At 57.0% G+C, this 12495-nt stretch carries 12 protein-coding genes; 9 read left to right on the forward strand and 3 right to left on the reverse strand.

Annotated features, from left to right (window positions below):
- Window positions 1–132: 132 nt before the first annotated feature.
- Window positions 133–1125 carry a tRNA dihydrouridine(20/20a) synthase DusA gene (dusA, locus tag LNA76_RS03400; protein ID WP_230017932.1) on the forward strand — a complete coding sequence of 331 codons (993 nt, stop codon included), beginning with the start codon at window positions 133–135 and terminating at the stop codon, window positions 1123–1125.
- A gap of 20 nt (window positions 1126–1145) precedes the next feature.
- Here the strand turns inward: dusA and LNA76_RS03405 are convergent, their stop codons facing one another.
- A complete protein-coding gene (locus LNA76_RS03405; protein ID WP_094196939.1) occupies window positions 1146–1607 on the reverse strand; it encodes a CBS domain-containing protein in 462 nt (153 codons plus the stop codon).
- Window positions 1591–2946 carry a YihY family inner membrane protein gene (locus LNA76_RS03410; protein ID WP_230017934.1) on the reverse strand — a complete coding sequence of 452 codons (1356 nt, stop codon included), beginning with the start codon at window positions 2944–2946 and terminating at the stop codon, window positions 1591–1593. The genes LNA76_RS03405 and LNA76_RS03410 overlap by 17 nt, the downstream gene beginning before the upstream one ends.
- Window positions 2947–3026: 80 nt before the next feature.
- Between LNA76_RS03410 and LNA76_RS03415 the strand changes: the two genes are divergently transcribed.
- From LNA76_RS03415 to LNA76_RS03445, 7 genes are all read left to right on the forward strand, one after another.
- A complete protein-coding gene (locus tag LNA76_RS03415) occupies window positions 3027–3437 on the forward strand; it encodes a DUF2069 domain-containing protein (RefSeq protein WP_094196937.1) in 411 nt (136 codons plus the stop codon).
- A 10-nt stretch (window positions 3438–3447) separates the two neighbouring features.
- Window positions 3448–4914: a protein adenylyltransferase SelO gene (locus LNA76_RS03420; protein ID WP_108727577.1), complete on the forward strand. Its 1467-nt coding sequence runs from the start codon at window positions 3448–3450 to the stop codon at window positions 4912–4914.
- A 98-nt stretch (window positions 4915–5012) separates the two neighbouring features.
- Window positions 5013–6074: a chorismate synthase gene (gene aroC / locus LNA76_RS03425; RefSeq protein WP_230017935.1), complete on the forward strand. Its 1062-nt coding sequence runs from the start codon at window positions 5013–5015 to the stop codon at window positions 6072–6074.
- A 66-nt stretch (window positions 6075–6140) separates the two neighbouring features.
- Window positions 6141–6968, forward strand: a complete 828-nt coding sequence (locus LNA76_RS03430) for a M48 family metallopeptidase (protein WP_094196934.1) — start codon at window positions 6141–6143, stop codon at window positions 6966–6968.
- Window positions 6969–7348: 380 nt separating this feature from the next.
- Entirely contained in the window at window positions 7349–8815 is a 1467-nt protein-coding gene (locus tag LNA76_RS03435; RefSeq protein WP_094196933.1) for a sensor histidine kinase, read from the forward strand.
- On the forward strand, window positions 8812–9450 hold the full coding sequence (locus LNA76_RS03440) for a response regulator transcription factor (protein ID WP_230017936.1): 639 nt from the start codon (window positions 8812–8814) through the stop codon (window positions 9448–9450). The genes LNA76_RS03435 and LNA76_RS03440 overlap by 4 nt, the downstream gene beginning before the upstream one ends.
- Before the next feature lie 94 nt (window positions 9451–9544).
- Window positions 9545–10045: a GlcG/HbpS family heme-binding protein gene (locus LNA76_RS03445; protein WP_205648981.1), complete on the forward strand. Its 501-nt coding sequence runs from the start codon at window positions 9545–9547 to the stop codon at window positions 10043–10045.
- A 207-nt stretch (window positions 10046–10252) separates the two neighbouring features.
- Here the strand turns inward: LNA76_RS03445 and LNA76_RS03450 are convergent, their stop codons facing one another.
- On the reverse strand, window positions 10253–10684 hold the full coding sequence (locus LNA76_RS03450; RefSeq protein WP_108727574.1) for a carboxymuconolactone decarboxylase family protein: 432 nt from the start codon (window positions 10682–10684) through the stop codon (window positions 10253–10255).
- A gap of 394 nt (window positions 10685–11078) precedes the next feature.
- Here LNA76_RS03450 and leuC point away from each other — a divergent pair, with 394 nt between their 5' ends.
- The gene (leuC, locus tag LNA76_RS03455; protein ID WP_094196930.1) at window positions 11079–12482 is read left to right on the forward strand and encodes a 3-isopropylmalate dehydratase large subunit; all 1404 of its coding nucleotides are present in this window, start codon (window positions 11079–11081) and stop codon (window positions 12480–12482) included.
- The last annotated feature ends 13 nt before the right edge of the window (window positions 12483–12495 follow it).

Raw genomic sequence — 12495 nt, forward strand, 5'->3', positions numbered from 1 at the left:
TAGTGCGCCGGTTTTTTGGGGCCTTGCGACGATTTACCGCGCTTTATCTTCATCCTGTGGTCGGCTGAAACCATTAAAATGGGTGTTTTCTCTTTTTACCAAGCCTGCTATCAGGCTCTTTGCTCCCTGTTTATGACTAATTTTGTGATGCCGGACAGCCAGATGTGGCGTTTGAGTGTGGCGCCCATGATTGACGTGACTGACCGCCACAGCCGCTTTTTTCATCGACTGCTGGCGCCGCGCGCCTTGCTGTTTACGGAAATGATCACCACCGGCGCGTTGACGCACGGCGATCAGGCGCGCCATCTGGATTTTGATCAGGCCGAGCATCCGGTGGCCTTGCAACTGGGTGGCAGCGATCGGGACGCCTTGGTCACCAGTGCCCTGGCCGGTGAAAAGTGGGGCTATGACGAAATTAATCTGAACTGCGGCTGTCCCTCGGAGCGAGTACAAAAAGGCGCTTTTGGTGCCTGTTTGATGAACGAGCCGCAATTGGTGGCTGACTGTGTGAAAGCCATGCAGGACGCGGTGTCTGTACCTGTTACCGTCAAGCACAGGCTGGGGCTGGATTACAACGAGTCCTATGATTTTGTGCGAGATTTTGTGGGGACGCTGTTCGAGGCCGGTTGTCGTGTCTTTACGGTGCATGCCCGCAATGCGGTTTTGAAAGGCTTGTCGCCCAAGGACAACCGGGAGATTCCACCTTTGCGTTATGACATGGCCATGCAACTGAAAAAGGACTTTTCTGATGCACGGTTCATCTTGAATGGCGGCATTCAGGAGCCTGATCAAGCGGTCGCGTTGGAAGAACAGTTCGATGGTGTGATGCTGGGCCGGGCCGCCTGGCATACGCCTGCGATATTAAGTGAGATTCATCGTCGCCTGTGGCCCGAGGATGTACTGCTGGATGAAGATTCGGTCGTCGAACAGATGATTGCGTATGCGCGGCATCATGTTCAGGCCGGTGTTCCGTTGCGCATTGTGATCAAGAGCATGCTGGGCTGGCCGCACGGCAAGAAGGGCGCACGCCAGTGGCGTCGTACCTTGTCGGATCACACCTGGCTGGCCAAAAACGACCCAGGCCTGCTTGCGCAGGCCTGGGAGCAATTGCAGCGCCGACAGTAAAGGCGGCTGGACTCGGTGGATCAGGGCGCGCTGGCCTGCTCGGAATCGGTAGGCCAGTCGCGTATATAGGCTTTGAGCATATTGTTCTCGAACTGCTGGGCGTGAACAATGGCGCGCGCCATATCAAAGAAGGAAATAACCCCCATCAGCACCGGGCCATCCATTACGGGCATATAGCGTGCATGGTTGTTCAGCATCAGACGCTGCACTTCGTCGGCGCTGGTGTTGGGGGTCACACTGACGGGGGCGTCATCCATGATGCTGCGCACGGTAAACCCCTGGGCTTTATTACCCTGGGCGTGCCAGTGGCGAATGATCTCGCGAAAGGTCAACATACCCACCAACTGACCATGTTCCATGATCACCAGCGAACCAATATCCAGCTCGCTCATGCTCTGTACCGCTTTTTCGACGGTCATTTCGGGGGTGCCTGTATAAAGCGTGTCTCCCTTGACACGCAGGATTTCACTGACTTTTAGCATACTGGGTCTCCTGACCGGGATCGGCGTTTAGTATGGCTGGTTGTCCTGTCAGAATACCTTGCGGCGACTCAAACAGTTCTTCCAGATTGGATAGTCGCTGATCGAAAAACTGAGAAAGATAATTGAATACATATTCTAGCGGACCCTCGTGAGTATGGGCGCGGTCCAGCAAAAATGCGTTGGTCAGTTGTTTCAGGCTGACTTGACGCAAATCACAACTGAGCACCCATTGCTCGTCACTGTCTTGCTGGGTGTCAGCAATCAGCCCCATGGATTTGAGCTTGCACAATATGACGTACAGCTCGTCCGGGTCGCGTTCCAGCTTGTGGCTAAGTTCACGTACGCTAAGCCCTTGCTGGTTCTGGCGGGTCAGCCACAACTGATAGAGCAGGTTGACGGCATCGGTAAAAGCGATGCCGGGCACATTGGTCTTGACCCAGTTACGTCCACGCCAATCGGGCAAAATTGCCACCATGGAAGCGCCTAGCAAGACGATCAGCCAGGAGATATAAATCCACAGCAGGAAGATCGGCAGGATGGCAAAGGCACCGTAAATAATCGTGTAGGTGGGAAAGCGAGTCAGGTAAAAGGCAAAGCCGGCTTTCATCAACTCCAGCAAGGCGGCAGTGACCACCCCGCCGATCAGGGCATCACGCCACCACACGCGGCGGTTGGGCACATACATAAACAGCGCCGTCAGACCCAGGGTCGTAAACAGGAAAGGCACATAGGCCAGAGCAAAGGAGACAATGCCAGACAGGTTGCCGATATAGCCCATGGACTCCCGCGCCAGAATGGTGGTGGCCCACAGGCTGGCACCGGTCAGAATCGGACCTAGCGAGATAATGGCCCAGTACACCAGCAGGCGCTGGCCCAGGGGACGCTGCGTATGAACTTGGAAAATATTGTTGAAGGTCTCGTCAATGGTCATGATCAGCATGATGGACGTGACAATCAGGAACAAGCTACCCACTGCGGTCAGGCCGGAGGCTTTGGCAGCAAATTGGTTCAGATACAGCATGATGTTCTCTGATACCACCTCGGGCATCAGATTGCGGGTCAAGAACCCTTCCAGAGCACTTTCAAATTCCTGAAACAGGGGGAAAGCGGTGAACAGGGCCAGCACCACCGTCAACATGGGCACAATGGCCAAAATGGTGGTGTAGGTCAGGCTGGAGGCCACCTTCATCAGATCTTTTTCGGCCACCCGTTTGATGGCAAAGCGCGCCACACTTAAAAAATGGTGCTTGGCAGTGGGGGCGGGCGCGGGCTCCTGCCGCAAAGCAGGGTCGATGTTTTCTGGATTCAAGTCTGTTTGTTCAGCTTGCTCAGAGGACATAGGAAAGTTCTCGTCGTTTTTCATAGCGGTTTGATGCGGCGGACGCTGCTTTTCGACAGGGTTCAGGTGATAATAACAGCATGCATGAACCTTTAAACCCCATACTTCATCGAGTGGCGGCCCTGGCTTTGGTCGCCTTGATTGCTTTGTGCCTGGCCTGGGAGCTTCATTTTGCGCCCTTGAAACCCGGCGGCTCCTGGCTGGTGCTGAAAGTGATTCCTTTGGTGCTGCCGCTGCGCAGCGTGCTCAAGGGCAATTTGTATACCCTGCAATGGACGTCCATGATGATTCTGCTGTATTTCGCAGAAGGGGTCATGCGTGCCTGGTCTGACCCGGTGGCGGATGTGTTGCCCTGGGCGATGGCAGAAATTGTTTTATCGCTGATTTATTATTTCTGCGCCATTTTCTATCTTTGGCCAGCCAAGAAAGCGGCCAAGCAGCGTAGCAAGGCCGAAAAAGCCGAGGCTGCCAAAGCCGCCAAATCGGCCTAAGGGGGTCTGTATGTCCAGCTTGTTCGATGGCCTGGCCATCAGTCACCATTTTGCCGATCTGCCATCGGCTTTCCATACGGCGGTTCCGCCGCAACCCTTGGCCAATGCCCGCTTGCTGCATGTCAATAAAGAATTGGCGGCGCAACTGGGCCTGGATGTTTCCCGTTTGGGTGAGCAGGAGTTCCTGGATGTGGTCAGTGGCCAGGCTCCCTTGCCCGGTGGTCTGACGGTGTCGGCTGTATACAGTGGTCATCAGTTCGGTGTCTGGGCTGGGCAATTGGGCGATGGCCGCGCACATTTGCTGGGGCAAATCGACACGCCCACGGGCCCGCAGGAATTGCAGTTGAAGGGCGCCGGTAAAACCCCGTACTCCCGTATGGGCGATGGCCGTGCCGTGCTGCGTTCCAGTGTGCGCGAATATCTGGCCAGTGAAGCCATGGCTGGTTTGGGTATTGCCACCAGCCGGGCCTTGGCCCTGGTGACCTCGGATACGCCTGTGTACCGGGAGACCGTGGAAACGGGCGCGATTGTGACCCGTGTTGCCCCCAGCTTTGTACGGTTTGGCTCGTTCGAGCATTGGGCTAATGACGCCACGCGTGTGCGTGAGTTGCTGGATTACGTATTGCGAGAGTTTTATCCGGAACTGCTGCTCGAAGGCGATTCGGAGCAAGAGCGCGTCTGCCGTTTCTTGCAGGCAGTCACGCACCGCAGCGCCCAGATGGTGGCCGACTGGCAAACCGTCGGTTTTTGTCACGGCGTCATGAATACCGACAATATGTCCATTCTGGGCCTGACCATTGACTACGGCCCGTACGGATTCATGGATCAATTCCGCGTGAATCACGTCTGCAATCATAGCGACAACCAAGGCCGTTATGCCTGGAACGCGCAGCCTGCGGTTGTGCATTGGAACTTGTACCGCCTGGCCAGCGCCTTGATGGTGCTGGAGCCAGATGTTGAAACGGTCAAAGCGCATCTGCAAACCTTTGAAGCCAGTTTTCTGAATCGCTATCACGCCAACTTGCAGGCCAAGTTCGGCCTGCGTACCTGGCAGGCTGATGATGCCCAACTGGTCGATGATTGGTGGCGCTTACTGCATAACAGCGGGGCGGATTTCACCTTGTCCTTCCGTGCTCTGGCACAGGCCAGCAAGGCGCCCGAGGCTTTCCTGAGCCTGTTTGAAGGTTCTGAAGATCAGGCTCAGGCTTGGTGGCAAGCCTATAGCCAACGTCTGACACTGGACGGCTCTGACACGCCAGAGCAGCGCGAGGCTATGAATCGCGTCAATCCCTTGTATGTGCTGCGTAACCACTTGGCCGAGCAGGCCATTCAGGCCGCTGCCAAGGACGATGCCAGCGAAATCGATACCTTGCTGATGTTGCTGCGCGATCCCTACACCGAGCGGGCCGGCTTTGAGGCTTATGCCATGCCGCCACCTGAGGGCAGTGCGGAGCTGGCAGTCAGCTGCTCTTCCTAAAAAAACCCGGTGCGATGCAGAACATGTCCGGATTCGGGAACAATGCCATAATCGTGCCTGTCTTTTATTTCCCCCCTTTCTTTGCGTTCACTCTCTCTATGTCCGGCAATACTCTAGGTAAAAGTTTCTGCGTCACGAATTATGGCGAATCTCATGGTCCAGCGATTGGCGCAGTGATTGATGGCTGCCCTCCGGGCCTGGAGCTGTCTGAACAGGATATTCAGTTTGAACTGGATCGCCGCCGTCCTGGCACCTCGCGCCACGTGACTCAGCGCCGCGAGCCTGATCAGGTGGAAATCCTGTCCGGCATTTACGAAGGCCGTACAACGGGCACGCCCATTAGCCTGCTGATTCGTAATTCCGATGCACGCAGTAAGGATTACGGCAATTTGCTGGACACCTTTCGCCCCGGACACGCCGATTACACCTACTGGAAGAAGTTCGAGAACCGTGACCCACGCGGCGGTGGTCGTTCCTCGGCCCGTCTGACTGCACCTACCGTCGCAGCCGGTGCGATTGCCAAGAAATGGCTAGCCGAGCACGTTGGCGTAAAGATTCGCGGCTATATGAGCCAACTGGGTCCCATCGCGATTCCTTTTAAAAGCTGGGATGTGGTCGAGCAAAACCCTTTTTACGCGCCGGATCTGGACGTGGTGCCGCAGCTGGAAGCCTATATGGATGAGCTGCGCAAAGAAGGTGAATCCATTGGCGCCCGTATTGAAGTGGTGGCCGAAGGCGTACCTGCCGGTTGGGGCGAGCCTATTTACGACCGTCTGGATGCCGATATCGCCCACGCCATGATGGGGTTGAATGCCGTCAAAGGTGTGTCCATTGGCGCTGGCTTTGATTGCATCACGCAAAAAGGCTCGGAGCACGGTGACGCGCTGTACCCGGACGGTTTCAAGACCAATCAGGCCGGTGGTGTGCTGGGCGGTATTTCGTCCGGGCAAGCCGTGACGGTTTCCCTGGCGATCAAGCCGACCGCCAGCATTCGCACCCTGCGTCCTTCCGTGAACCGTGCGGGCGAAGCGGTCGAGGTGCAGACACTGGGTCGCCACGATCCTTGTGTGGGCATTCGTGCTACACCGATTGCCGAGGCCCTGTTGGCGATTGTGCTGATGGATCATTGCCTGCGTCATCGCTCGCAGTGCGGTGTCTGAGTCTGAGGGTTTGCTCAGGGGTCTAGCACTTCATCTTCTTGTCGGATTTGTTTTTTGGAGCTGAGCATGAAAGGTATGGCGACAGGAAAACGCTTTTTGGCAGCCGGTTTGATACTGGCCATGACGGGCTGCGCCTCGGTGCAGACCACGCAAAGCGGGGCGGTGGGGGTCGAGCGTAAACAGTTCATTTCCAATCTGGTGTCCGAAGCCGAGCTGAATCAGGTGGCCGCCCAGAATTATGCTCAGGTGCTGTCTCAGGCGCGGCAGAAAAAGGCGTTGGATACGAACGCGTCCCAGACTCGTCGGGTCAAAACCATTGCCCAACGTCTGATTGGCCAAGTCGGTGTTTTCCGGGCGGACGCCCGCTCCTGGAACTGGGAAGTTCACGTCATCAATGAGGACGAGGTTAATGCCTGGTGCATGCCGGGTGGCAAGATGGCGGTTTTCAGTGGTTTGATCAAACGGATTCAACCCACGGACGCGGAACTGGCAGCCGTCATTGGCCATGAAATGGCCCACGCCTTGCGCGAGCATTCGCGTGAGCAGGTTTCCCAGAAAATGGCGACCTCCTTTGGCTTGACTGTCCTGTCCGCCCTGACCGGCGTGCAAGCGGTGAATGATCTGGGCGGTACGCTTAGCGAAGTGATGTTTGAGTTGCCCAATAGCCGCACCCATGAGTCCGAAGCGGATTTGATTGGTGTTGAGCTGGCTGCGCGAGCAGGCTACGACCCGCGTGCGGCAGTGACTTTGTGGCAGAAAATGGGAGCCTTGGAGCAGGGTAGAAGTCAGCCGGAATTTTTGTCTACCCATCCGGCTTCTTCAACCCGGATTGCAGATTTACAGGCAATCTCGGAGCGGGTCATGCCTTTGTATCAGCAGGCGGCTAAGCCGTGAAAGGCTGATTTTTTGAAGTCGAATTTGAAATGAAGAATGCCCTTGATGAGGCTTTTTTGAGGATTGCCAAGCGTCGCTCTCATCATGGAGCGGGAACAGATGTCCCCTTATAGACTCCGGATAGATTTAAGCAGGCTTACTTTATTCCGTATCGATTATCTTGCAAAAATTGGGCTGACCTTAGGTTTTTGCAGTGCAGGCCTGCCCTTGGCCGACGGTCCTTGACACGTGCGCTCGCAGAAGCTGCCGCCGGCCTTGCGGACCCAGGGCTTACCGCTCGCAACGGTGCGGGACAGGGGCATTGTTTAATATAGGAAACCCTGGTTTTATCAACCAGTTGGCCTATTTACCTGATTGCTTCCCATCCTCAAAATGCACCCATGAGATCGCGCCATCGTACCTTTCTGTATGGTTTTTTGATCTGGCTCGGCCTGTCCTTGGCCGGTGCCACCGTGTTGACGCGCGCTGAACTGTCGCGGCAACAGGAGGCGTTCACGGTGCAAAGCAATATTGCCTACCGGCTGCTGGGTCAGCGTCTTGCCCAGCATGACGCCATTTTGCAGATGCTGGCTCTGTTGCAGCCGCCTGTGCAGCGCATTGAACGTCTGGGAGCGCTGGAAGCCATGTTTCCCCAGGTCATGGCGATCTATCGCGAAGAGAGCGATATCGCGTGGGCCAATCCTCAGTGGCAGCAGGCGCAGTTGCAGTCCTTGAAGACCGAGCGCGCCGTATTAACGGATGTGCGACTGGCACAGGGGCGGTATGTCCTGCTGGCGGCGGCGCACCCGGCCAGCTTTGCCGTGCTACTGGACTTGAATGCCGCCATCGCCTGGGACGAATGGCCTTTCCGGCGTAATGGCAGCCCGGTGCGCGTGGTGCTGGAGTGGCAGGATCAACAATGGGTGATCAGTCCGGGGTTGGACCATGCCGGGCCTGTGGTGTTTCAGTCTGGCAAGACCTTGGCCTCCCCCAGCCAGCGTTTTCAATTGCACACGCGTCGCGTCGTGAGCTATGCCGACCTGCCTTGGGGGCAAGTGGCGCTGTTCGCGCTGGCCAGCGCCTTGCTGGTGGCGCTGATCATCTATGTGCGCAAGCAACGTGAGCAGACCTTGCGTGCGCAGGAGCTGCTGCGTATCGGGCAGGTGGGCCGCTTGAATTCGCTCGGCGAAATGGCTGCGGGTCTGGCGCATGAATTGAACCAGCCTTTGACCTCCGTATTGGCTAATACCCAAGCCAGTCTGCGCCTGTTGCAGGAAGACCCCCCCGACCTGGAGCCTGCGCGTGAGGCCATGGCACACTCGGTGGAGCAGATCAGGCGGGCGGCCAGCGTGCTGACGCGTCTGCGGCACAGCCTGCGTGAAAGCGGGCTGGCTGATCAGTGCTACCCGTTGTCCTTGACCCAGGTGCTGGAGGAGTCTGTGCACTTGCTGATGCCGGAGTTGGAACGGCATGGCATTACCCTGGAGAAACGTCTTCCTCCACATGATGTCGATGTGGTCGGCGAGCCCGTGGCGCTGGGACAGATAATTCATAATCTGCTCAATAATGCCGTATCCGCCTTGGGCGCCGCCCAGATCAGTCATCCGCGCATCTGGATCGAGGTGCTGCCGCGACAAGGGCGCGTGGTCTTGACCGTGCGTGACAACGGCCCGGGAATCGACCCACAGCATCTGGATCGCGTGTTCGAGCCCTTCTTTACGACGCGCTCCGACGGTCTGGGCCTGGGCTTGAGCCTGAGTGAGTCCCTGGCTCAGGCCATGGGCGGTGGCTTGACAGCGTTCAACGATCCCATGGGAGGGGCCGTGTTTGCGCTGGAACTGCAACGAGTGGACGAAGAATCATCATGAACCCGACCGAAAATGGCCCCAGCTTATCGCCCTTGATCCATCTGTTGGACGATGACGCCGCCGTGCGTCAAAGTCTGGCCTTGCTGATCGGCACGGTAGGGCTGCGGGTGCAGACCTGGGCGGATCCGCAGCAGTTTCTGGAGTCTTTCGATCGGCAGTCTATCGGGGCCTTGATTCTTGATGTGCGCATGCCTGGCATCAGCGGACTGACCTTGCTCGATACTTTGGTCGAGCAAGGCGTGGACCAGCCCATCATTCTGTTGACCGGGCACGGCACGGTAGACATGTGCAGGCGCGCCTTCAAGGTGGGCGCCGTCGAGTTCCTGGAAAAACCGGTCAGTGACGATGTTCTGCTGGACGCGGTACAGCAAGCTGTGCGCCAGCACGTGCGCCGCCGTGAGCGCCTTGCGGCCGATCAATGGGCGCGTGAGCGCTACACCAGCTTGTCCGAACGCGAACGCGAGGTGCTGGCGCTGATTGTCGAGGGCCTGACCAATAAGGAGATAGGTCGGGCGCTGTCGCTGTCGCCCCGTACGGTTGAAACGCATCGCGCCAACCTGTTTGCCAAACTGCAGGTCGATAACCTGGCCCACCTGATTCGGTATTACGCCAGTTTGGTGAGTGCCTCTCCGTAAAACTACGTAGAGGCGAGGGTAAGCGTCCGAATAGTCCCGTGCGGGCGGCGCAAGTATAGTTTTTCCATGCCGACAATGTTGTCGGAACTGATAAATGGAGATTACTGCTATGTTGCGCTCTTCCCTTCTGATGGCGTTGTTGTTCGCCGCTGGTGCCGCCCAGGCCCAGGGTGTGCTGACCGAAAAAAACATCTCCCTGGATCTGGCTAATCGTCTGGCTGCCGAAACCGTCAAGCAATGTTCGGCCAAAGGCTATAACGTGGCGGCGGCTGTGGTTGACCGTGCCGGCGTGCTGCGTGCGTTCCAACGCGCTGACCAGGCCGGTCCGCATACGGTCAATGCCAGTATCGACAAGGCCTATACGTCCGCTTCGGCCCGTAGCTTGACCAGTGCCATGCTGGAGGGTTCGCAGAAAAATGCTGGCGCCGCCAATCTGGGTGATATCCAGGGTTTTTTGCTGCTGGGCGGCGGCGTGCCGGTCAAGGTCGGCAATGACACGATAGGCGCCGTCGGCGTGGGCGGTGCGCCTGGCGGCCACCTGGACGAAGCGTGCGCTGTAGCGGCCCTGGAAACCCTGAAGGCCGATTTGAAGTAAACGCATTCCTGCAGACTGGGGAGCCGCCCCTGAATTGACCCCCGAAGGTTGGACATTACTCCAACTTTCGGGGGTTATGACATGGCGAAGTACGACGAGCGGTTCAAGTTCGATGTAGTGCAGCGATATTTATCGGGCACCGATGGACTGAAGCGGGTTGTGGCGTAGGTATCTTGCTTCTTGCCGTTGCAGAATCATTCCTCGCGTTTACCTGCGCATGCTGATGGCGAGACGATTGAAGGCGCTCATCAAGGCAATCGCAAAAGTCAGGTCTGAGATCTCTGCCTCACTGAAATGGGCTTTTAATGGCTCGAAGTGCTCGTCCGCGGCATGGGTGTGGGCGATATCCACCACCGATTCCGTCCATTCCAGGGCCGCACGTTCGCGTTCGTTAAAGTGCGTGCTAACGCGCCAGCCTGCCAGGCTGTCTATCTTGGCATTGGCCACGCCCGAGCTGCGTAGGGATGAGGCGTGCATCTCCAGGCAGAAGGAGCAGCCATTGATTTGTGAAATTCGCAGGTTCACCAGCTCAATCAGCTCTTTACCTAGGCTGCTTTTGTCCAATGCCAGCTTTGTTTGCAGCAGACCTTGATAGGCTTTGGGAGACAGGGTGTCGTAGGGAAGGCGAAGTGTACTCATGGCGTATCCAATCGAAAGTAAGACAAGGGGGGAGCAAGCTACCGTTCTTTAGCGATGCTTGATTCTTCCGGTTTTTAGCAGCCTGTTTATTCCTCCAGGCCACGTGCTTTACTGACCGATTATGCATGAGTAATGCCCTAGTCATTGATGACTGGAAATCAGTAAAGACCAGTTGTGCCCCGGCGACCGGATGCCGGCCGTGCGCTGTCGGGCCAGTAGGGCCTTCGATCATGTTGAGATTGCTAGGCTTTTTCTTTATTTGGCTATCCTGGTAGTTCTAATACTAGGATAGTGAATGTCCTTGTCCCAGTTACTGCGCCTGTCATAATAAGAAAAAATTTATATGCAGCCTGCTCTGTGCGGGTTGTCGTCTTAACTGAATCGCGAGAGCGCAATGGCAAAAACTTTATACGATAAGTTGTTCGACGAACACGTCGTGCATCAGGACGCGGATGGCACCTGTTTGATCTACATTGATCGCCACTTGCTGCATGAAGTGACCAGCCCCCAAGCCTTTGAAGGTCTGACACTGGCTGGCCGCAAGCCGTGGCGCATCAGTGCCAACCTGGCTGTGGCGGACCACAACGTTCCCACCACTTCCCGCCAGAACGGCATTACAGATCCGATCTCGCGCCTGCAGGTTGATACCCTGGACGCCAACTGTGAAGAGTTCGGTATTACCGAGTTCCGCATGAACGACGTGCGTCAGGGCATTGTGCACATTGTTGGCCCCGAGCAGGGCGCCACCTTGCCCGGCATGACGGTGGTTTGTGGTGACTCCCACACCAGCACGCACGGAGCCGTGGGCGCTTTGGCTTTTGGTATCGGCACATCGGAAGTGGAGCACACGCTGGCCACCCAGACTCTGCTGATGAAGAAAAGCAAAAGCATGCTGATCCAGGTGGACGGCACGCTGCCTTTTGGCTGTACCGCCAAAGACCTGATCTTGTATGTGATCGGTCAGATCGGGACGGCCGGTGGTACAGGCTATGCCATTGAGTTCGGCGGCTCGGCGATTCGCGCCTTGTCCATGGAGGGCCGCATGACCGTGTGCAATATGGCGATTGAAGCCGGTGCGCGTTCGGGCATGGTGGCGGTGGACGAACAGACCATTCAGTACCTGCGTGGCCGTCCTTACTCGCCCAAAGGCGTGTTGTGGGATCAAGCCGTGGCCTACTGGAACACCTTGCATACCGATGAAGGCGCCGAATTTGACCGCGTGATCCGTATCGACGCCAGTCAGATCACCCCTCAGTTGACCTGGGGCACGTCACCGGAAATGGTGTTGCCTATCGACAGCCGCGTACCGGATCCAGACAAGGAAAAGGACGACGTTGCCCGCAACGGCATGGAACGCGCCCTGGAATACATGGGCCTGACGCCCAATATGCCTTTGACCGATATTCGCATTGATCGCGTATTCATTGGCTCCTGTACCAATGCCCGGATTGAAGACTTGCGTGCGGCCGCCAGCGTAGCCAAGGGTCGTAAAGTGGCTTCCAACGTCAAGCAAGCCATGATTGTTCCTGGCTCCGGTCTGGTGAAACGTCAGGCCGAGCAAGAAGGTCTGGACAAGATTTTCCTGAATGCCGGTTTTGAATGGCGTGAGCCCGGCTGCTCCATGTGCCTGGCCATGAACGCCGACCGTCTGGAACCTGGCGAGCGTTGCGCTTCGACCTCCAACCGTAACTTTGAAGGACGTCAGGGGCAGGGTGGTCGTACCCACCTGGTCAGCCCAGCCATGGCGGCTGCCGCCGCTATTGCTGGCCATTTTGTCGACGTGCGTTCGTTCAACTGAGGAAATCCACACC

Origin of the sequence: Alcaligenes sp. MMA (genome assembly GCF_020907215.1) — a bacterium.
GTDB lineage: Bacteria > Pseudomonadota > Gammaproteobacteria > Burkholderiales > Burkholderiaceae_B > Alcaligenes > Alcaligenes aquatilis.

Excerpts from the sequence above, each read along its gene's own strand:
- LNA76_RS03410 (WP_230017934.1), bottom strand. The coding sequence starts at position 2,946 with ATGTCCTCTGAGCAAGCTGAACAAACAGACTTGAATCCAGAAAACATC.
- leuC (WP_094196930.1), top strand. The coding sequence starts at position 11,079 with ATGGCAAAAACTTTATACGATAAGTTGTTCGACGAACACGTCGTGCAT.
- LNA76_RS03430 (WP_094196934.1), top strand. The coding sequence starts at position 6,141 with ATGAAAGGTATGGCGACAGGAAAACGCTTTTTGGCAGCCGGTTTGATA.
- aroC (WP_230017935.1), top strand. The coding sequence starts at position 5,013 with ATGTCCGGCAATACTCTAGGTAAAAGTTTCTGCGTCACGAATTATGGC.
- LNA76_RS03435 (WP_094196933.1), top strand. The coding sequence starts at position 7,349 with ATGAGATCGCGCCATCGTACCTTTCTGTATGGTTTTTTGATCTGGCTC.
- LNA76_RS03405 (WP_094196939.1), bottom strand. The coding sequence starts at position 1,607 with ATGCTAAAAGTCAGTGAAATCCTGCGTGTCAAGGGAGACACGCTTTAT.
- LNA76_RS03445 (WP_205648981.1), top strand. The coding sequence starts at position 9,545 with ATGGAGATTACTGCTATGTTGCGCTCTTCCCTTCTGATGGCGTTGTTG.
- LNA76_RS03420 (WP_108727577.1), top strand. The coding sequence starts at position 3,448 with ATGTCCAGCTTGTTCGATGGCCTGGCCATCAGTCACCATTTTGCCGAT.
- LNA76_RS03450 (WP_108727574.1), bottom strand. The coding sequence starts at position 10,684 with ATGAGTACACTTCGCCTTCCCTACGACACCCTGTCTCCCAAAGCCTAT.
- LNA76_RS03440 (WP_230017936.1), top strand. The coding sequence starts at position 8,812 with ATGAACCCGACCGAAAATGGCCCCAGCTTATCGCCCTTGATCCATCTG.
- LNA76_RS03415 (WP_094196937.1), top strand. The coding sequence starts at position 3,027 with ATGCATGAACCTTTAAACCCCATACTTCATCGAGTGGCGGCCCTGGCT.
- dusA (WP_230017932.1), top strand. The coding sequence starts at position 133 with ATGACTAATTTTGTGATGCCGGACAGCCAGATGTGGCGTTTGAGTGTG.